Origin of the sequence: Clostridium hydrogenum, assembly GCF_021432385.1 — a bacterium.
Lineage (GTDB): Bacteria > Bacillota > Clostridia > Clostridiales > Clostridiaceae > Clostridium_S > Clostridium_S hydrogenum.
Genome location: NZ_JAEACT010000003.1, coordinates 1081128 through 1099487 on the forward strand (window position 1 = coordinate 1081128; position 18360 = coordinate 1099487).

25 protein-coding genes are annotated in these 18360 nt (G+C 31.5%); 1 reads left to right on the forward strand and 24 read right to left on the reverse strand.

The window, feature by feature from the left end:
• Positions 1-252: 252 nt before the first annotated feature.
• A complete protein-coding gene (locus tag CUEA01_RS17920) occupies positions 253-2265 on the forward strand; it encodes a sigma 54-interacting transcriptional regulator (RefSeq protein WP_234123208.1) in 2013 nt (670 codons plus the stop codon).
• 57 nt (positions 2266-2322) lie between these two features.
• Here the strand turns inward: CUEA01_RS17920 and CUEA01_RS17925 are convergent, their stop codons facing one another.
• From CUEA01_RS17925 to rplO, 24 genes are all read right to left on the reverse strand, one after another.
• Entirely contained in the window at positions 2323-2670 is a 348-nt protein-coding gene (locus CUEA01_RS17925) for a hypothetical protein (protein WP_234123210.1), read from the reverse strand.
• Between the two features lie 79 nt (positions 2671-2749).
• Positions 2750-3304, reverse strand: coding sequence for a Fe-S-containing hydro-lyase (locus CUEA01_RS17930; protein ID WP_234123211.1), 555 nt, complete (start codon positions 3302-3304; stop codon positions 2750-2752).
• Positions 3305-3317: 13 nt separating this feature from the next.
• The gene (locus CUEA01_RS17935; RefSeq protein ID WP_234123213.1) at positions 3318-4160 is read right to left on the reverse strand and encodes a fumarate hydratase; all 843 of its coding nucleotides are present in this window, start codon (positions 4158-4160) and stop codon (positions 3318-3320) included.
• Between the two features lie 283 nt (positions 4161-4443).
• A complete protein-coding gene (gene cwlD, locus CUEA01_RS17940) occupies positions 4444-5142 on the reverse strand; it encodes an N-acetylmuramoyl-L-alanine amidase CwlD (protein ID WP_235699936.1) in 699 nt (232 codons plus the stop codon).
• A gap of 157 nt (positions 5143-5299) precedes the next feature.
• Positions 5300-6298, reverse strand: a complete 999-nt coding sequence (locus tag CUEA01_RS17945) for an inorganic phosphate transporter (RefSeq protein ID WP_234123214.1) — start codon at positions 6296-6298, stop codon at positions 5300-5302.
• Positions 6291-6917 (reverse strand): DUF47 domain-containing protein, encoded by a 627-nt coding sequence (locus tag CUEA01_RS17950; RefSeq protein WP_234123215.1) that lies wholly within the window; start codon positions 6915-6917, stop codon positions 6291-6293. The genes CUEA01_RS17945 and CUEA01_RS17950 overlap by 8 nt, the downstream gene beginning before the upstream one ends.
• A gap of 364 nt (positions 6918-7281) precedes the next feature.
• Entirely contained in the window at positions 7282-7674 is a 393-nt protein-coding gene (rpsI, locus tag CUEA01_RS17955) for a 30S ribosomal protein S9 (RefSeq protein WP_234123216.1), read from the reverse strand.
• Positions 7675-7699: 25 nt separating this feature from the next.
• Entirely contained in the window at positions 7700-8134 is a 435-nt protein-coding gene (gene rplM, locus CUEA01_RS17960) for a 50S ribosomal protein L13 (protein ID WP_234123217.1), read from the reverse strand.
• Between the two features lie 112 nt (positions 8135-8246).
• A complete protein-coding gene (gene truA / locus CUEA01_RS17965; RefSeq protein ID WP_234123218.1) occupies positions 8247-8984 on the reverse strand; it encodes a tRNA pseudouridine(38-40) synthase TruA in 738 nt (245 codons plus the stop codon).
• 5 nt (positions 8985-8989) lie between these two features.
• The gene (locus CUEA01_RS17970) at positions 8990-9793 is read right to left on the reverse strand and encodes an energy-coupling factor transporter transmembrane component T family protein (RefSeq protein WP_234123219.1); all 804 of its coding nucleotides are present in this window, start codon (positions 9791-9793) and stop codon (positions 8990-8992) included.
• Positions 9786-10649 carry an energy-coupling factor transporter ATPase gene (locus CUEA01_RS17975; RefSeq protein ID WP_234123220.1) on the reverse strand — a complete coding sequence of 288 codons (864 nt, stop codon included), beginning with the start codon at positions 10647-10649 and terminating at the stop codon, positions 9786-9788. Before CUEA01_RS17975 ends, CUEA01_RS17970 begins: the two co-directional genes overlap by 8 nt.
• Complete coding sequence (locus CUEA01_RS17980; RefSeq protein ID WP_234123221.1) at positions 10634-11476, reverse strand: energy-coupling factor transporter ATPase; 843 nt, start codon at positions 11474-11476, stop codon at positions 10634-10636. The genes CUEA01_RS17975 and CUEA01_RS17980 overlap by 16 nt, the downstream gene beginning before the upstream one ends.
• A 62-nt stretch (positions 11477-11538) precedes the next feature.
• Positions 11539-11880, reverse strand: coding sequence for a 50S ribosomal protein L17 (gene rplQ, locus CUEA01_RS17985; RefSeq protein ID WP_234123222.1), 342 nt, complete (start codon positions 11878-11880; stop codon positions 11539-11541).
• 100 nt (positions 11881-11980) lie between these two features.
• Entirely contained in the window at positions 11981-12928 is a 948-nt protein-coding gene (locus CUEA01_RS17990) for a DNA-directed RNA polymerase subunit alpha (RefSeq protein ID WP_234123223.1), read from the reverse strand.
• 61 nt (positions 12929-12989) lie between these two features.
• Positions 12990-13610, reverse strand: coding sequence for a 30S ribosomal protein S4 (gene rpsD, locus CUEA01_RS17995; RefSeq protein ID WP_234123224.1), 621 nt, complete (start codon positions 13608-13610; stop codon positions 12990-12992).
• Between the two features lie 27 nt (positions 13611-13637).
• Positions 13638-14033 (reverse strand): 30S ribosomal protein S11, encoded by a 396-nt coding sequence (gene rpsK / locus CUEA01_RS18000; RefSeq protein WP_234123225.1) that lies wholly within the window; start codon positions 14031-14033, stop codon positions 13638-13640.
• Between the two features lie 15 nt (positions 14034-14048).
• On the reverse strand, positions 14049-14420 hold the full coding sequence (gene rpsM / locus CUEA01_RS18005) for a 30S ribosomal protein S13 (protein ID WP_234123227.1): 372 nt from the start codon (positions 14418-14420) through the stop codon (positions 14049-14051).
• Between the two features lie 132 nt (positions 14421-14552).
• Complete coding sequence (gene rpmJ, locus CUEA01_RS18010; RefSeq protein WP_003720928.1) at positions 14553-14666, reverse strand: 50S ribosomal protein L36; 114 nt, start codon at positions 14664-14666, stop codon at positions 14553-14555.
• A 15-nt stretch (positions 14667-14681) separates the two neighbouring features.
• Positions 14682-14900: a translation initiation factor IF-1 gene (gene infA, locus CUEA01_RS18015; protein ID WP_234123229.1), complete on the reverse strand. Its 219-nt coding sequence runs from the start codon at positions 14898-14900 to the stop codon at positions 14682-14684.
• A 7-nt stretch (positions 14901-14907) separates the two neighbouring features.
• The gene (locus CUEA01_RS18020) at positions 14908-15186 is read right to left on the reverse strand and encodes a KOW domain-containing RNA-binding protein (RefSeq protein WP_234123231.1); all 279 of its coding nucleotides are present in this window, start codon (positions 15184-15186) and stop codon (positions 14908-14910) included.
• 12 nt (positions 15187-15198) lie between these two features.
• Entirely contained in the window at positions 15199-15948 is a 750-nt protein-coding gene (map, locus tag CUEA01_RS18025; protein WP_234123233.1) for a type I methionyl aminopeptidase, read from the reverse strand.
• On the reverse strand, positions 15949-16599 hold the full coding sequence (locus CUEA01_RS18030) for an adenylate kinase (RefSeq protein ID WP_234123234.1): 651 nt from the start codon (positions 16597-16599) through the stop codon (positions 15949-15951).
• Positions 16600-16625: 26 nt separating this feature from the next.
• Positions 16626-17909 carry a preprotein translocase subunit SecY gene (gene secY / locus CUEA01_RS18035; protein WP_234123236.1) on the reverse strand — a complete coding sequence of 428 codons (1284 nt, stop codon included), beginning with the start codon at positions 17907-17909 and terminating at the stop codon, positions 16626-16628.
• Positions 17910-18350: a 50S ribosomal protein L15 gene (gene rplO / locus CUEA01_RS18040; protein WP_234123237.1), complete on the reverse strand. Its 441-nt coding sequence runs from the start codon at positions 18348-18350 to the stop codon at positions 17910-17912. It lies immediately after the preceding gene.
• Positions 18351-18360 lie beyond the last annotated feature (10 nt).

Below are 18360 nucleotides of genomic sequence, written 5' to 3' on the forward strand. Positions count from 1 at the left end.
TTTTTTATTATTTTCACCAAAATTACTCTAGATATACCCTAGATTTAATAGTAAAATATAATTGATAAAAATTATCATACCTTTGCATGTATCTGATAATTTTTATCAACCATCAATTTATTAGAGATATACCATGCGAAACTTGAAAATTAATTTGTATTAAAATGCCGTCTTTTAGGCATTATGATGCAAATTGATTTTAGTAGTTGAGCCGGTATATCTATATAGATTTATTTAAAGGGTGATTAAATAATGTTTAAAAATTGTGTTACAGTAAATATAAAGAATGGAATTCATACTCGAATTGCTGCAATGATTGTACACAAGTCTTCCACAATAAAAGAAAAATATAATGTTAATTTATATGTTAGAAAAATGACATCAAATGATCCAATTGCTATAAGTATGCTGGCATTAGTTTCTCTCAAAATAGTCGAAAATGAAATTATTGAAATATCGTGTTATGAGGATACCTTTAACGGTCAGCATTCTGTACTAGAACTCAGCAATTACATAACAAAAGAATTAAGCGATAGAGGCGCTGCATTTTCAAATATAGATGCAATAATTCAGGAAAGTACTATTGCTAATGAGCAAATTCTTCAAAACATTCCTCTTGGAATTATAGTAGTAGACTCACAATGTAATATAACTTATATGAATGATTATACATTAAATGTTTTAAGTAAAAATTTAGATGATGTCTTAGGTATACCTATACAAAACATACTTCCAAATTCTGAACTTCCAAATGTAATGAAAGATCGTAAAAAGGAATTAGGCAAAATCCATCATGTATGCGGAAACATCGTAATTTCAAATAGTAGTCCTATATTATCCAATAACAATATTATAGGGTCATTAACAGTATTTCAGGACATATCTGAATTAATAGGCCTTAAAGAGTTAAACGAAAAATTTAAAAAGATATTAGAAACTTCTCACGATTTAATATGTTTTATTGATGAAAACAGAAAAGTAAGTTATATAAATCCTATGTACAAGAAAATTTTTGATATTGAAGATAGTAAAATTATAGGTAAAGACCTTATTGACATTTCTCCCAATGGCTATAGACTAAGAGTATTTAATAGCAAAAAAGCTATCGAAAATGTTATTTTAACTAAAAATGATGTAAATATCCTATGTACAATAGAACCTATTTTTATAGATAATTTATTTAAAGGAGTTATTTCTATCTCCAAAACTGTAAATGAAATAAAGGATATAGCTAAAAAACTTGAGCACTCAGAGGCAGAACTCAATTATTATAAGTCAGAATTAAAAAGACATAATGAGCTAAGTGGTTCTTTTAATAATATCATAGGAAATAGCAGTTCCTTAAAGGATATATTAGTCACTGTAGATAAAGCCTCTGCATCAACCTCTACGGTATTAATTCGCGGCGAAAGTGGAACTGGTAAAGAACTTATAGCAAAAGCAATACATAATAATAGCTCTAGAAATGACAAACCTTTTGTTAGAGTGAATTGTGCTGCTATTCCAGAAAACTTAATTGAAAGTGAACTTTTTGGATATGAGAAGGGTGCTTTTACAGGTGCCGTTAAGAGCAAACCTGGTAAACTTAACATTGCCGATACTGGCACTTTGTTCTTAGATGAAATTGGTGACATGCCAAAATCCATGCAAGTTAAACTTTTAAGAGTTCTTCAGGAACGAGAATTTGAAAGTGTTGGTGGACTTGTAACTCAGAAAGTTGATATAAGGATAATTGCTGCTACAAATAGAAATCTTGAAGAAATGATAAAGGAAAGAGAATTTAGGGAAGATCTATATTATAGGCTTAATGTAATTCCTATAATACTTCCTCCTTTAAGAAAGAGAAAGGAAGATATTAATCTTCTAGTGGAACACTTTATAAAAAATTTAAGTAAAAAGCTCGAAAAATCTGTTAATAATATTGATAAAACATCTTTATATTATCTAATGAATTATCAGTGGCCAGGAAACATAAGAGAATTAGAAAATATAATAGAACGAGCAATAAATATGTGTGATGGTAATATAATAACTGCTAAGGATCTTCCTATTTATATTACAAATATAGAACCTAAAAATGATTCCATAAGTATTGACGAGAACAGTCCTATTTTTAAGCTTGAAACTTATGAAAAGAAAATTATAACTCTGGCAATGAAAAAATATAAAAGTTACAATAAGGCTGGAAAAGCATTGGGAATAACCCATAGAACTGTAGCTTTAAAGTGTAAAAAATATGGTATTAATATTGATGAGAATATTTAATTAGTATAAAAATCACAGAGTACAATGTCTGTCACCTGTACTCTGTGATTTTTATAATTATATAAGTTCTATTACGTCCATTGCGATTTCATCTTCAAATAAATTTTTATCCTTCATATCTTGTACTTTACTTTTAGCAGTTGCATAATCATCCTCAAGCATAGCAAAAATTACCGGTCCACTTACTGTTACTATAAATAGCTTTAAAAACAAGCTTTGTTTAAATATATCAGATATGACATCATCTAAATTTTCTATTTTGCTCCATATAGCATTATTAATATTTTCTTCTAAAGAATCATTTCTTTTTACTATTAGTAGTGTTTTTTTATATTTCTTCATTAAATAATTTTTTATGTCACTAAACTTATTATTGTTATTAGTGTCTTCAGAATTATATTTCATAATCTTATGAGAATTAATATCCCATACTCCTTTCCAAACTCTAAATATATATATTATATGATATCATATACTTTTATAATCATACAATATTTAAATATTTTTTTCTGCCCTCTTCATATAGATTATTACCTTTTGAATCTATTATAACAACTGCTGGAAAGTTAACAATTTCTAATCTTCTAATTGCTTCAGAACCTAAATCTTCATATGCTATTATATCCGACTTTACGATACTTTTTGAAATTAATGCCGCTGCACCACCAATTGCTCCAAAGTACACTGCTTTATTTCTTATTATTGCGTCTACAACTTCCTTTGATCTTGCACCTTTTCCTATCATTCCTTTTAGCCCAATATCCAAAAGTTTAGGTGCATAGGCATCCATTCTTCCACTAGTTGTAGGTCCAGCCGAACCAATTACTTGTCCTTCTTTTGCTGGTGATGGTCCTACATAATATATTATTTGGTTCATTATATCCATGGGAAGTTCTTTACCATTTTCTAAAAGTTCCACGAGCCTTTTATGTGCTGCATCTCTTGCAGTATATATTACTCCATTTATAAGCACGCTATCTCCTGCATTTAATTTTTCTATTTCCGCTTTATCTACAGGACAATTTATTATTTTTTCCACGATACTGCCCCCCCTATATTATCTCACTTTTATGCCTTGTTACATGACAACTTATATTAACAGCAACAGGAAGTCCAGCTATATGAGTTGGATAAGTTTCTATATTTATGCCAAGAGCTGTTGTTCTTCCACCAAATCCCTGTGGTCCTATACCTAGTTTGTTTATCTTTTCTAAAAGTTCTTTTTCAAGTTCCTCATACTTTTTCTCTGTATTGTAGGTATCTATTGGTCTTAACAAAGCCTTTTTAGCTAAAAAAGCAGCTCTATCAAAAGTACCTCCTATTCCAACTCCAACTACCATTGGTGGACATGGATTAGGTCCTGCTTCCTCTACGGTGTCAATTATAAATTTCTTTACTCCTTCTATTCCATCAGATGGCTTTAACATTTTTATTTTACTCATATTTTCTGATCCGAAGCCTTTTGGAACAACCGTTATTTTTATATTTTCGCCTTTAACTATATCATAGTATATAACTGCTGGCGTATTATCTCCTGTATTTACTCTATCTATAGGATCTTTAACAACAGATTTTCTTAAAAACCCTTCTGTATATCCTTGTTTTACACCTTCATTTACTGCATCCTCTATTAAATCTCCCGTCACATGAACATCTTGTCCTAATTCAACGAAGACACATGCCATCCCTGTATCCTGGCAAATCGGCATCTTTTCACTTTCAGCTATATCTACATTCTTAATTATTTTATCAAGAATATCATTTGCTATATCCCATTTTTCATCTTTATAAAATTTTTCAAGCTCACTTTTTACATCCTTAGGTAAATAATAATTTGCTTCTATGCATAACTTTTTTACTGTTTCAGTTATTACTTTTGAATTTACTTCTCTCAACCTTATCCCACCTTTTTTCAGAGTACAGAGTATAAAGTACAAAGTACAAAGAATGATGATTTTCTGTAGCAAAGCTACAGAAAATCTTAAAACTTATTTTTTGATTGCTTACGCAATCGACACATTAATGTTGCTAAGCGAAGCTTACAACATTTAAGTTTAAGATTTACCTGACGCAAGGAAAGGTAAATCCTCCTTCTTTGTACTTTGTACTCTGTACTTTGTACTTTGGTTTAATGTTTTTCACTAATTCAAAATTGCGTTTCAATTGACTATAGTTTTCTTATTTTTTCAAGAATTCATCTATGGACTTTCCAATACTTTCTGCAATTTTTTGTTGATATTCGTCGCTTTTTAGTTTTTCTTTTTCTTCAGGATTTGACAAGAAACCACATTCAACTATAACAGAAGGTATTTCTTTTCCAATCCTTAATATTTTATACTGATTACCTGCTGGTTTTTCTTTTCTTTTGTTATTTTTATCTAGATCTTCCCTGAGATTATCTTGAATAATTTTTGCAAGTTCTCTGCTTTTTTCATCTGTACCATACCAAACTTGTGCTCCATAATACTTGGACTCTGGGAACATGTTTAAATGAATGCTTACAAACACATCACAATTAGAGCTAGTTTTAATCTTACATCTATTACTTAAATCCTGAATTTTCTTTTTACGTATTGTTCCATCATCAGTATACAGGCCCTTGTCTTCAGTTCTTGTCATTAATGTATTATATTTTTTATTTTCAAGGTACTTTTTCAATTTAAAACTTATACTTAGATTAATATCTTTCTCGCAAGTTTTATCTTTTGCTTGAGCCCCTCCATCAATACCGCCATGACCTGGATCAAGTAATATTAGTTTTTTCTTATTATCTGCTGCTTTTACATCCATCGGAAAATTTACAAATGTTATTCCAATTACAGTACTTAAAATAATTATTATACTTATAATTCTTTTTATTTTATAATTAAAACGCAAAATATCACCTCTTAAATTAATTATTTAAGTTTATTTTGCGCTTTATTTATAAATTTTATTTTATTAAATTTCTTCATTTATTGCTAAATTAAATATTATTTTAACATATTTTTAAATATAATACGAATAGTATTAACATTAATTTGTTAAGCTAAATTTAAAAGAGTTTCACTAAAAATGTAAGTCCGCCTGCCATTAATGCGCATACAGGCATTGTAATAACCCATGCTACAACTATATCTTTTGCTAGCATCCATCTTACTGATGACATTCTATTAGATGCAGCAACACCCATAATTGATGTTGATATTATTTGAGTTGTACTTACAGGAGCATGGAACATAGTTGCTGTAAAAATTACTGCTGCTGCACCAGTTTCTGCTGCAAAACCATTTACAGGTGCAAGCCGTGCCATATTCATTCCCATTGTTTTTATAATTTTGTATCCTCCAAATGAGGTTCCAAGTGCCATTGCTAGTGCGCATATTGCCTTTACCCAGTTTGGAACAGTAAATGTAGCAAGTGCTCCTGAACTCATTAATGCCATGGTAATAACGCCCATTGATTTTTGAGCATCATTTCCACCGTGATTTAATGCCATTAGCATAGCCGACGCAATTTGTGCCTTAGAAAAAAACTTTGTTACAGTGCTTGGTCTACTTTTGCGTAATATCCACTGCAGTGCTATCATGATAATATATCCTACAATAAAACCTATTATTGCTGACATAAATAACCAAACTACTACTCTTTCTAGAAATGTTGGCCAATTAACCACTGAAAAAGAAGATTTATATACTACTGCTGCTCCAATAAGTCCCCCTATTAGGGCATGAGAGGAACTACTTGGTATACCTATGTACCAAGTTATAAGATCCCATAATATTGCTGCGATTAATGCTACTATAATAACCTTAGGTGATATTTGAAATGGGTTTACTATACCATCACCTACAGTTTTAGCTACCTTGTCATTTATAAATGCACCTAAAAAATTTAACGCTGCTGACATTATTACTGCAGATCTCATGCTTAAAACTCTAGTGGATACTGAAGTAGCTATAGCATTCGCACTATCGTGAAATCCATTGATAAAGTCAAAGCAAACTGCTAGTACCACAATAGTTATGGTTATCAAAAAAGCTGAACTAAGCATTCTTCATAGCAACTCCTTCTACTAAATTGGCTACAGCCTCACAAGCGTCAAGTACATCTTCCATATATTGATATATTTCTCTCCATACAATTATATATAGAACATCATCTTTGTGCTTTGTAAATAAGCCTCTTATAGCCTTTCTAAATAGAAGGTCACCTTCTTCCTCAATCTTGTTTACTTCTATGATTATCTCTTGAAGTTTTTTACTCTTATTCATGTCTTTAAATTCTTTCATTAATTCTATTATTTCAGCGCATGATTTTACAATAAGATCAGCTAATTCTTTTGCTTCTTCTGTAACAATTTGTACATCAAACATTACAAATCTACTTGCAACTACTTCCATAAAATCAACTATATCATCCATGGAATTTGCTACAGCATAAATATCTTCTCTGTCAAAAGGGGTTACAAAAGTTTTATTAAGCTCGTTTAAAATGTTGTGCTGTTGGTAATCACTTTTATGTTCCATATCCTTTATTACCTTTAGCTTATTTTCACACTCTTCAGGCTTGTCTAGATAATCCTTAAATAGCATAGAAGTGTCATAAATTGTTTGCGCATTTTCAATAAATAAATTAAAAAACTTGTCATCCTTTGGTGATAAACTAAACATAAAATTCCTCCTAATACTTTTAAATATTTTTCATTAGACATCTAAAAAAATAAGTTAGACTTGTTATTTTCTTTAAGATGCCTTATTGTAATACAAGAATTTCCATAAGCATTTAAATATTCTGAACAAATAAATCGTAAATACCAAACGGTACTATTATAACATATAGGCAAACTACTTTCAAAGTTAAAAGCTAAATTGCCAAAGCAAATCAAATAATATCCTATTTTAAATATATGTACATTATACAAATAAATGAAATTTATATAATCATTTATAATTCTAACTTATTATAATTTGTAAAGAAGTAACATCCATCAAAAAAAGGGAAGCACTTGTGCCTCCCTTTTTGATAAATCCCCTATTATCTCTTTGAAAATTGTGATGCTTTTCTTGCTTTCTTGAGACCGTATTTCTTTCTTTCTTTCATTCTTGGATCTCTTGTTAAAAATCCTGCTTTTTTAAGTTCAGGTCTTAAAGACTCATCTGCTTTTAATAATGCTCTTGAAATACCGTGTCTTATTGCTCCTGCCTGACCTGTAAATCCACCACCTACTACACTTGCAATTACATCAAATTTTTCTTTAGTTCCTGTAAGTACTAGTGGTTGATTCATTATAAGTCTTAATGTATCAAGACCGAAATATTCTTCTGCATCTCTTTTATTTATTGTAACTTTACCTTCACCAGGTACAAGTCTTACTCTTGCTATTGCCTTTTTTCTTCTACCAGTTCCTATATATTGTACTTTTGCCATTTTATTTCCTCCTTCCAGTTACCAATTAATATCTTAATTCTAAAACTTCTGGATTTTGAGCAGCATTATCGTGCTCAGCACCTTTATATACTTTTAATTTTTTAAGCATTTTTCTTCCTAAAACACCTGATGGAAGCATTCTTCTAACTGCTTCGTAGAATACGAAATCAGATTTAGTAGCTATTGCAGCTCTATAAGGTATTTCTTTTAATCCACCTGGGTAAAGTGAATGATGTCTTAACATTTTTTGATCTAATTTCTTTCCTGTTAAAACTATTTTATCTGAATTTACAACTATTACATAGTCACCTGTGTCTACATTTGGTGTAAATATTGGTTTATTTTTACCTCTTAATATTGATGCGATCTGACTAGCAGCTCTTCCTAAAGTTAATCCTTCAACGTCAACAACATACCATTTTCTTTCAATTTCTTGTGGTTTTGCTAAATACGATTTCATCTTTTTTCCCTCCTTGAACTTCTTCTGATCTTCTATGTGTAAGATCCGGGGCTAGTGGATCTTTAACTCATATTTACAAACAGTACTATTATAATACAATTTGCCTGGTGTGTCAATAGTAAAATACTTTTTCTAAACACAATCCTCTAGCCGGTACTACCCTACCAGCCTTATTTCTATCTTTTAATACAATTATTTCTTTTACATATTTAGGTTCTATTTTACATTCTCCAACATCTAAAAGCGTTCCAACAATTATTCTTACCATATTGTACAAAAATCCATCTCCTGAAACATAAAATTTTATGTAATCAGCCTCTTTTATGACTTGAATATCTGTTATAGTTCTTATACTATCTTTTACACTACTTCCTGTGCTTTTAAATGCCGTAAAATCATGTTTCCCTAAAAAGTACTTTGCAGCTTCCTGCATAAGTTTAATATCTAATTTACGACCATACTGATAAACATAGTTTCTGTTAATAGCTGGCCTCTCATTTCTATTTAGAATAGTGTAACTGTACATTTTGCCATGACTCGCAAAACGTGAGTGAAAATCCTTTGATACTTCTTCAGAACTCAATACAACAATATCCTCTGGAAGTTTCTGATTTATAACTATATATAACTTATTACTTGGTATATTACTTTCCGTAAAAAAATTGCATACATAGGCCCTAGCGTGTACCCCCGAATCTGTTCTACTAGCTCCTATTAACTTAACTTTTTCACCTGTAACCTCATAAATTGAATTTTCTATAGTTTCTTGTACTGTCCTTGGATTTTTCTGCTTTTGCCATCCAAAATAATTAGAACCATCATATTCAACTATAAGTTTAATATTTTTCATATCACTCACCAAAAGTTAGTCCATACAGATACAAAAACAAGAATAGTTACAGCAAAAGTTGCAATATAATCTCTATTTGTAAATGCAAGTTGTTTCATCCTTGTTCTTCCCTCTCCACCTCTATAACATCTAGCCTCCATTGCCATAGCAAGCTCATCAGCCCTTCTAAATGAACTTATAAATAGTGGGACAAGTATTGGAATTAAATTTTTAGCCTTATTTATAAAATTTCCTGAATCTATTTCTGCTCCTCTTGCCATTTGTGCTTTCATTATTTTATCAGTTTCATCTATTAATGTTGGTATAAATCTAAGTGCTATAGTCATCATCATTGCAAGTTCATGTGCTGGCACGCCTATTTTCTTAAACGGATTTAATAGTTTCTCTATTCCATCTGTAAGTTCAATAGGTGAAGTTGTAAGTGTCATAAGTGAAGTCCCTACAATCAAAAATATAAGCCTAACAGACATAAATGCAGCTAATATAAGTCCTTCTTTATATACGCTAAAAATGCTCCAATGAAATAGTGGTGAGCCCTTACCTGGTGTCATGAAAATATTTAATGCTCCAGTAAATATAATTAATATAACTATCGGTTTTAGTCCCCTGTAAATGTAACTTAAATGTATTTTAGACATAAAAATTACAAATGCGGTAAATGCCACTATAAAAATATATCCTTTAAAATTATTTACTAAAAATAAATCCACTATGTATACCAATGTTAATAATATTTTAACTCTAGGGTCTAATTTGTGAACGAAAGATTCACCTGGTATATATTGACCTATCGTTATATCTTTAATCATTTTCCGCTCTCCCCAATACTTTAAGAATTTCTACCTTAGCTTGTTCTACAGTAAAAATATCTGGCGACACATTAAATCCTTTTTCTCTTAGTTTTCTTGCCAAGTACGTAACTTGTGGAACTGCTAAGCCAACACTTTCTAGTGTATCTACCTCACTAAATATCTCTCTAGGTGAGCCATGCAATATACATTTTGATTTATTCATAACAAAAATTTTATCTGCTACCTTTGCAACATCTTCCATACTGTGTGAAACTAAAATTATAGTCATATTGTATTCTTTTTGAAGTTTCTTTATCTGAAAAAGTATCTCATCTCTTCCACTTGGATCAAGACCCGCAGTTGGTTCATCCAATATTAATATTTTAGGTTCCATTGCTACAACACCTGCGATTGCAACCCTTCTTTTCTGTCCACCACTTAATTCAAATGGAGATTTATCTTTAAATGTTTCGTAATCTAATCCAACTATGTTCATTGCTCTTTTTACTCTATTATGTATTTCTTCATTGCTTAATTTTAAATTAGTGGGTCCATATGCTATATCTTTTTCTATTGTTTCTTCAAAAAGTTGATATTCTGGATATTGAAATACAAGTCCTATTTTTTTTCGTATATCACTTAATTTAACTGATTTTTCTGTTATATCTATATCATCAACGATGATTTTGCCAGATGTTGGCTTCAAAAGTCCATTAATATGCTGTATAAGCGTAGATTTTCCAGAACCTGTATGACCAATAAGAACGTTAAATTCGCCATCATTAATAACCATATTTACGTTATCTAATGCCTTCTTTTCAAATGGTGTCCCAGGCATATAAACATGTGTTAAATTTTCTATTTTAATTGGCATAATTCACTCACCATCTCATCTATAGTTAGTATATCCTCTTTTACATGGATACCAGACTTATTTAATTCATACGCAAGTTCAGTCATCTGCGGAACATCTAAGCCTATTTTCTTCATAATTTCCACATGACTGAAAACTTCCCTTGGGGTTCCTTCCTTCACAAGCTTACCTTTATCTATTACTACTATTCTATCTGCATTTACTGCTTCTTCCATAAAATGCGTTATGAGTACAATTGTCATATGGTTGTTTTTATTTAAATCCATTATTGTATTCATTACTTCTTCTCTTCCAGAAGGATCAAGCATAGCAGTAGATTCATCAAAAACTATACATTTAGGTTTCATGGCCAAAATTCCAGCAATTGCTACACGCTGCTTTTGACCTCCAGATAAAAGATGTGGTGCATGCTTTCTATATTCATACATTCCAACTTTTTTTAGTGAATCATCCACTCTTTTTCTTATTTCAGCAGGCTCAATTCCTAAATTTTCTGGTCCAAATGCTACATCCTCTTCAACTATAGTAGCAACAAGCTGATTATCTGGGTTTTGAAATACCATTCCAGTTGAATGTCTTATATTCCATATATTTTCAGAATTTGATGTATCGAGTCCATCAACAATTACTGTCCCAGAGCTAGGAACAAGCAATGCATTAAAGTGTTTTGCAAGTGTAGACTTTCCAGAACCATTCCTTCCTAGTATAACTAAGAACTCTCCCTTATTAATGCTAATATTCACACCATCTACAGCTACATTAGCAGTTTTATCCTCATTCTGGTATTCATATACTACTTCTTTGCATTCTATCATATTTTCACTCATACAAACACCCCGATTATTAAAATGGGGACTAAGTTATATTACTTAATCCCCTATACTCACTATTACACTAATTCTAATATAACTTGTTCTGCTCCGTCGCCTCTTCTTGGTCCCACCTTATATATTCTTGTGTAACCACCGTTTCTTTCAGCATATTTAGGAGCCACTTCATCAAATAATTTTGCAACAACATCTTCTTCAGTTACAAAAGAAAGAACTTGTCTTCTAGCATGTAAATCTCCTCTTTTAGCAAGAGTAATCATTTTTTCTGCTAATCTCTTAGTTTCTTTAGCTCTTGTATCTGTTGTTTCTATTTTACCATGTTTTAAAAAGCTTGTTACCAAGTTTCTTAACATTGCTCTTCTTTGATCAGTAGGACGACCTAACTTACGTTGTATTGCCATAACTTTACCTCCTTACTTAATACATATTTTAGGCTTTACTTATTTGAAATAAAGCCTAACTTTTATCTTAATTTCAATAAAGATATTAAGTAGTCATTATTTAATCATCTAATAGTTTTAGTGATAAACCTAAACCTGTAAGTTTTTGTTCAACTTCTTCTAATGACTTTTTACCTAAATTTCTAACCTTCATCATATCATCCATAGATCTCTGAGTTAATTCTTGAACAGTATTTATACCTGCTCTCTTTAAACAATTATAACTTCTAACCGAAAGATCAAGTTCTTCTATTGTCATTTCTAGAACTTTTTCTTTTTTATCTTCTTCTTTTTCAACCATTATTTCAACGTCATCTGCATGATCTGTAAGAGTCATAAATAATTTAAAATGCTCTATTAATATCTTTGCAGCTAAGCTAATGGCTTCTTCCGGTCTAATTGTTCCATTACCCCATACTTCTAAGGTTAATTTATCATAATCGGTTATTTGGCCAACTCTTGTATTTCCAACAGAAAAGTTAACTCTTTTGATTGGAGAATAAATTGAATCAACCGCGATAGTACCTATTGGCATGTCATCTCTCTTATTTCTATTTTGAGTTACATAGCCTCTACCTTTATTAACTTCGATTTCCATATATAGCTTTCCATCATCATCAAGAGTTGCTATATGTAAATCTTTATTGACTACTTCCACATCTCCATCAGTCTTTATATCATTTCCTGTAACTTCACCAGGTCCCTTTGCATCAATATATATTGTCTTAGGTCCCTCACCATTCATCTTAAGGCATAAAGCTTTGATATTAAGAATTATTTCTGTAACATCTTCTTTTACGCCCTTTACAGTTGAAAATTCGTGAAGTACTCCCTCAATTTTTACTGAGTTAGCAGCAACTCCTGGTAATGATGAAAGAAGTATTCTTCTTAGTGAATTACCAAGTGTAATTCCATATCCTCTTTCAAGAGGTTCAACGACAAATCTGCCATATGAACCATCATCTGTAGACTCAACACATTCTATTTTTGGTTTTTCTATTTCTAACATTTATAACCCTCCTTAAAAATAAAATGGCAACCTATTTGAGGGCAACTGATTCTACTTAAAATTATTTGCTGTATAACTCAACGATTAATGTTTCATTAACTGGAACATCAATTTCTTCTCTCTTTGGTTCAGCAACTATTTTAGCTTCAAAATTATCATAGTTAGCACTGATCCATGCTGGTAAAGTTTTTGGATTTTCTGCAAAAGTTTTGAATTTTTCAGTTCCTCTACTCTTTTCACTTACCTGTATTACATCATTAACTTTTAAAGTATAAGATGCTATATCAACTTTCTTTCCATTTACAAGGAAATGTCCGTGATTAACTAATTGTCTTGCTTCATTTCTTGAAGCTCCATAGCCTACTTTGTAAACTACGTTATCAAGTCTTAATTCAAGAAGTTTTAACAAGCTTTCACCTGTTATCCCCTTAACTCTTTCTGCTCTTTTATAGTAAGTTCTGAATTGTTTTTCAAGAACTCCGTATATTCTCTTTGCTTTTTGTTTTTCTCTTAATTGCAAACCATAGTTTGAAATTTTCTTTCTTTCTTTACCGTGTTGTCCTGGCACATATCCTCTTCTTGAGAATGCACACTTATCTGTAAAACATCTATCTCCCTTAAGAAATAGTTTCAAACCTTCTCTTCTGCATATTCTGCAGACAGCTCCAGTATATCTTGCCATTAAAAATTACACCTCCTGTACTCTTAATTAAACTCTTCTTCTTTTAGGTGGTCTGCAGCCATTATGTGGGATTGGAGTTACATCTTTAATTAAAGTAACTTCTAAACCTGCAGCCTGTAATGACCTGATAGCAGCTTCTCTTCCTGCTCCTGGTCCTTTTACAAATACGTCAACACTCTTCAAGCCATGTTCCATAGCAGCTTTTGCAGCTGTTTCTGCTGCCATTTGTGCAGCAAAAGGTGTGCTCTTTCTTGAACCTCTGTAACCTAATCCACCTGCACTTGCCCAAGATAATGCGTTACCTACTGCATCAGTTATAGTAACTATAGAGTTATTAAATGTTGATTTGATATGAGCACAACCATGCTCAATATTTTTTTTCTCTTTTCTTCTTCTAGTCTTTTTATTTTTCTGTACTGCCATCGTCTTCCCTCCTTATTACTTTTTCTTTTTAGCGCCAACGGCTCTCTTTGGACCTTTTCTTGTTCTTGCATTAGTCTTAGTTTTTTGTCCTCTAACTGGAAGACCTTTTCTATGTCTAATTCCTCTGTAACATCCAATTTCAATTAATCTCTTTATGTTTAAAGCAACTTCTCTTCTTAAGTCACCTTCAACTTTGAAATTCTTATTAACATAATCTCTTAATGCATTAACTTCTGCTTCACTTAGGTCTTTAACTCTAGTATCAGCATTAACACCTGTAGCTTCAAGTATTTTTCTTGAGCTTGGTATTCCTATGCCAAATATATAAGTTAAACCAATTTCTACTCTTTTTTCTTTAGGTAGATCAATACCTGCTATTCTTGCCATTAAAATTTACACCTCCTAGGTTTATACATATAAAAATAGTTAATATATATTAAATAGTTTCAGGCAACAAATCATATTGAGTTGCTGGCAGCCGTTCCTAAAACCTATATTAGCATAATTTAAAAATTATCCTTAGCCTTGTTTTTGTTTGTGCTTTGGATTTTCACAAATAACCATTACTTTTCCTTTTCTTCTGATAACCTTACATTTTTCACACATCGGCTTAACTGATGGTCTTACTTTCATTGATAACCCTCCTTTTTACTTAGCTCTCCATGTGATTCTTCCTCTTGACAAATCATATGGCGAAAGTTCAACTGTAACTTTGTCACCAGGCAATATTCTTATAAAGTTCATTCTTAATTTTCCAGAAATATGTGCTAATATTTTTTGACCACTTTCGAGTTCCACTTCAAACATAGCGTTTGGTAAAGATTCTAATACTTTACCCTGCATTTCTATAACATCGTCTTTTGACATAAGGTAATCAAACCTCCTTATTAGTGCATACTGATTGCAGAAAATTTCTAACAGTTGCATTGTTAACTTGCTTTTTTAAAATTATATCATTTTTTATTTCATCAGAAACAATCTTTGTAACGGAAAGATGCTTAAGCTTCTTCTTTTTAGGTTTTTCAATACTTCTTAGTCTACCATCAGAAATATAAACATAATTTTCATCAATTACATCAATTATAATGAAACAATTTTCTTTATCTCTTCCTGCCTTTGAGTAAACAACTTTACCAAGATAGTCATTGTTCATATATTCACCTCGTTAACACAATGTCAGTATTTCTGACCCGCCCTCAAGTATTGCAACTGTATTCTCATAATGAGCAGATAAACTGCCATCTTTTGTAACTACTGTCCATCCATTTTCTAGTGTTACAACTGGGTATTCCCCTACATTAACCATAGGCTCTATAGCCAAAACCATTCCACTTACTAATTTAGGTCCTCTGCCAGGTCTGCCGTAATTGGGTACTTCTGGATCTTCGTGCATTTCAGTACCTATTCCGTGACCTACATATTCTCTAACAAGTGAATATCCAAAACTTTCAGCATAACTTTGAATTGCATAAGATATATCTGTAAGCCTATTTCCAACTACTGCCTTCTCTGCACCTTTAAAAAAGCTTTCCTTTGTAACACTAATAAGATTTTCTGCCTCTTTTGAGATTTTGCCAACAGGAAATGTTCTTGCTGCATCTCCTTGATATCCATTTAATATAGCACCGCAATCGATACTTAATATGTCACCTTCTTCAAGATGACGTTTTTTAGATGGTATACCATGAATAACTTCTTCATTAATTGATGTACATATGGAACCAGGAAAACCGCCATATCCTTTAAAGGATGGTATTCCTCCGTGGCTTCTAATGTAACTCTCAGCCAATTTATCAAGTTCTTCAGTTGTAATGCCAGGTTTAACTTTTTCTTCTAACATATTAAGTGTTTCACCTGTAAGTTTACCTGCTTTTCTCATATATTCAATTTCAGTATTATTCTTAATAATTATCATTTAATCATTCTCTCCTAAGATATTGCTAATATCTTTAAATACTTTATTGATATCTTGAGTGCCATCTACAGCTTTGAGTACATTCTTAGATTTATAATATACTACAAGCGGCTCTGTCTGCTTATCGTAAACTTCTAATCTCTCCTTAACAGTTTCTTCTGTATCGTCTTTTCTTTGAACAACTTCACTTCCACATAAATCACATATTCCTTCAACTTTAGGAGGATTGAACTTAACATGGAAGCTAGCTCCACATTTAGTGCAAACTCTTCTTCCGGTCATCCTATCGAATATATCTTCTTTAGGTACATCGATTAAAATAGTTGCATCGATTTTTTTACCATTTTGGCTCAAAAATTTATCTAATGCTTCTGCTTGCTTAACTGTTCTTGGGAAACCATCTAGTAAGAAACCATTTTTGCAGTCATCTTTTGTTAATCTATCTTTAACTATATCTATAGTTACTTCATCTGGGACTAAGAGTCCTTTATCCATAAATTGTTTAGCTCTTATTCCAAGCTCAGTGTTTTGACTTATATTTGCTCTGAATATATCACCAGTTGATATATGTGGAACCTCAAAATTACTGCTAATTAATTTAGCTTGAGTTCCTTTTCCTGCCCCTGGAGGACCTAATAATATTAAATTCATTTAATCATCCCCAATAATCAATATATTTATTCATTTAAGAACCCGTGATAATGTTTCATTACCAATTGTGATTGCAATGCCCTTAATGTATCAAGTGCAACACCTACAACAATGAACAATCCAGTACTTGCAAAATAAATATTTTTTAACTCAGGGTTTGCAATTTGAAGTACTATTGGAGCTGCGGCTATAATACCAGCAAAAACGCCTCCAATAATTGATACTTTATCAAGTACCCTTTCTATATATCTTGTAGTAGGATCTCCTGGTCTTATCCCTGGAATAAATCCAGCTGACTTATGCATATTCTCTGACATTTCCTCTGGTTTAAAAGTAACCTGAGTATAAAACCAAGTAAAGAATATAATAAGTAGAAAATACACTACTGCATAAGGTATACTATTTTGTTTAAATGGACTGTAATCACTTCCAGTTATAATTTTACTTAGCCATGCATTAGGCCAAAATCCAGCTATTGTACCTGGAAACAACATTACAGACATAGAAAATATTATACCTATAATAGAGGATGCATTCATATTAATAGGTATGTGTGAAGATTTACCTTTAACAACTTTTCCACCAGCAGCTTTACCAGCATACTGAACTGGAATTCTTCTTTCTGCTAAATTTGCTATTACAACTGTTACAAATATTACTACAGCTCCTACTGCCAAAACTGCTAATTGAACTACATCTATTATTCCTGTAGATTGTAACTTATATATGCTATATGCTGATGAAGGTAATCTACAAATAATACCTGTAAATATTATAAATGATGCTCCATTTCCTATACCCTTATCAGTTATCCTGTCACCAATCCACATTAAGAATGTAGAACCAGTTACAACAGTAAGTATTATAACGAATGCACTTAACTTACTATTATTGTTTAAGGCACCTACTTGGTTAATTACAGCATAAACTCCAATTGCTTGTAGTACAGCTAATACTACTGAAGAATATCTAGTATACTTTTGTATCTTCTTTCTTCCTTCTTCTCCCTCTTTTGATAACTGTTCAAGAGAAGGAATTGCCACTGTAAGCAATTGAATTATGATAGATGCATTTATATATGGACCAACGCCCATAGCAAATATACTAAATTTACTAAAGGCTCCTCCAGATACCATATCATAAAGACCTAATAGTGAATTTGAATTTGTCAAATTAAGTATTTTAGATGTATCAACTCCAGGAACAGGAAGAAAGTTTCCCATCCTGAAAATTAAAATCATAACAAATGTAAATATAAGTCTTTTTCTTAATTCTTTGACTTTAAATGCATTACGTAAGGTTGATAACAACTATACCACCTCTGCTCTTCCTCCTGCTGCTGTAATTTTTTCAGCTGCAGCTTTAGAAAATTTATTAACTTTAACAATCAACTTCTTATTAAGTTCGCCATTTCCTAATATCTTAACGCCATCATTTACTTTACTGATTACTCCATTTTCGAGTAAAACATCTATTGTAACTTCTGTTCCGTCTTCAAATATATTTAATCTATCAACGTTAATTGAAGTGATTTCCTTTGCAAATATATTTGTAAATCCTCTTTTAGGTAATCTTCTATATAATGGCATCTGACCACCTTCAAATCCTGGTCTAACTCCGCCACCGCTTCTTGCATTCTGACCCTTTTCACCTTTTCCGGCATTTCTTCCTAAACCTGAACCAGTACCTCTACCAACTCTTTTAGGTGATTTTCTTGCGCCTTCTGCAGGTTTTAATTCATGAAGTTTCATCAAATACACC

Excerpts from the sequence above, each read along its gene's own strand:
- rplQ (WP_234123222.1), bottom strand. The coding sequence starts at position 11,880 with ATGGCAATACAACGTAAGTTAGGTCGTCCTACTGATCAAAGAAGAGCA.
- CUEA01_RS17950 (WP_234123215.1), bottom strand. The coding sequence starts at position 6,917 with ATGTTTAGTTTATCACCAAAGGATGACAAGTTTTTTAATTTATTTATT.
- rpsM (WP_234123227.1), bottom strand. The coding sequence starts at position 14,420 with ATGGCAAGAATAGCAGGTATTGATCTACCTAAAGAAAAAAGAGTAGAA.
- rplO (WP_234123237.1), bottom strand. The coding sequence starts at position 18,350 with ATGAAACTTCATGAATTAAAACCTGCAGAAGGCGCAAGAAAATCACCT.
- rpmJ (WP_003720928.1), bottom strand. The coding sequence starts at position 14,666 with ATGAAAGTAAGACCATCAGTTAAGCCGATGTGTGAAAAATGTAAGGTT.
- truA (WP_234123218.1), bottom strand. The coding sequence starts at position 8,984 with ATGAAAAATATTAAACTTATAGTTGAATATGATGGTTCTAATTATTTT.
- rpsD (WP_234123224.1), bottom strand. The coding sequence starts at position 13,610 with ATGGCAAGATATACTGGAGCTGTCTGCAGAATATGCAGAAGAGAAGGT.
- map (WP_234123233.1), bottom strand. The coding sequence starts at position 15,948 with ATGATAATTATTAAGAATAATACTGAAATTGAATATATGAGAAAAGCA.
- CUEA01_RS17945 (WP_234123214.1), bottom strand. The coding sequence starts at position 6,298 with ATGCTTAGTTCAGCTTTTTTGATAACCATAACTATTGTGGTACTAGCA.
- CUEA01_RS17980 (WP_234123221.1), bottom strand. The coding sequence starts at position 11,476 with ATGAGTGAAAATATGATAGAATGCAAAGAAGTAGTATATGAATACCAG.
- CUEA01_RS17990 (WP_234123223.1), bottom strand. The coding sequence starts at position 12,928 with ATGTTAGAAATAGAAAAACCAAAAATAGAATGTGTTGAGTCTACAGAT.
- CUEA01_RS17925 (WP_234123210.1), bottom strand. The coding sequence starts at position 2,670 with ATGAAATATAATTCTGAAGACACTAATAACAATAATAAGTTTAGTGAC.
- CUEA01_RS17975 (WP_234123220.1), bottom strand. The coding sequence starts at position 10,649 with ATGCCAATTAAAATAGAAAATTTAACACATGTTTATATGCCTGGGACA.
- CUEA01_RS18020 (WP_234123231.1), bottom strand. The coding sequence starts at position 15,186 with ATGAACAATGACTATCTTGGTAAAGTTGTTTACTCAAAGGCAGGAAGA.
- CUEA01_RS18030 (WP_234123234.1), bottom strand. The coding sequence starts at position 16,599 with ATGAATTTAATATTATTAGGTCCTCCAGGGGCAGGAAAAGGAACTCAA.
- CUEA01_RS17920 (WP_234123208.1), top strand. The coding sequence starts at position 253 with ATGTTTAAAAATTGTGTTACAGTAAATATAAAGAATGGAATTCATACT.
- infA (WP_234123229.1), bottom strand. The coding sequence starts at position 14,900 with ATGTCAAAAGACGATGTTATAGAAATGCAGGGTAAAGTATTAGAATCT.
- rpsK (WP_234123225.1), bottom strand. The coding sequence starts at position 14,033 with ATGGCAGTACAGAAAAATAAAAAGACTAGAAGAAGAAAAGAGAAAAAA.
- rpsI (WP_234123216.1), bottom strand. The coding sequence starts at position 7,674 with ATGGCAAAAGTACAATATATAGGAACTGGTAGAAGAAAAAAGGCAATA.
- rplM (WP_234123217.1), bottom strand. The coding sequence starts at position 8,134 with ATGAAATCGTATTTAGCAAAACCACAAGAAATTGAAAGAAAATGGTAT.
- CUEA01_RS17970 (WP_234123219.1), bottom strand. The coding sequence starts at position 9,793 with ATGATTAAAGATATAACGATAGGTCAATATATACCAGGTGAATCTTTC.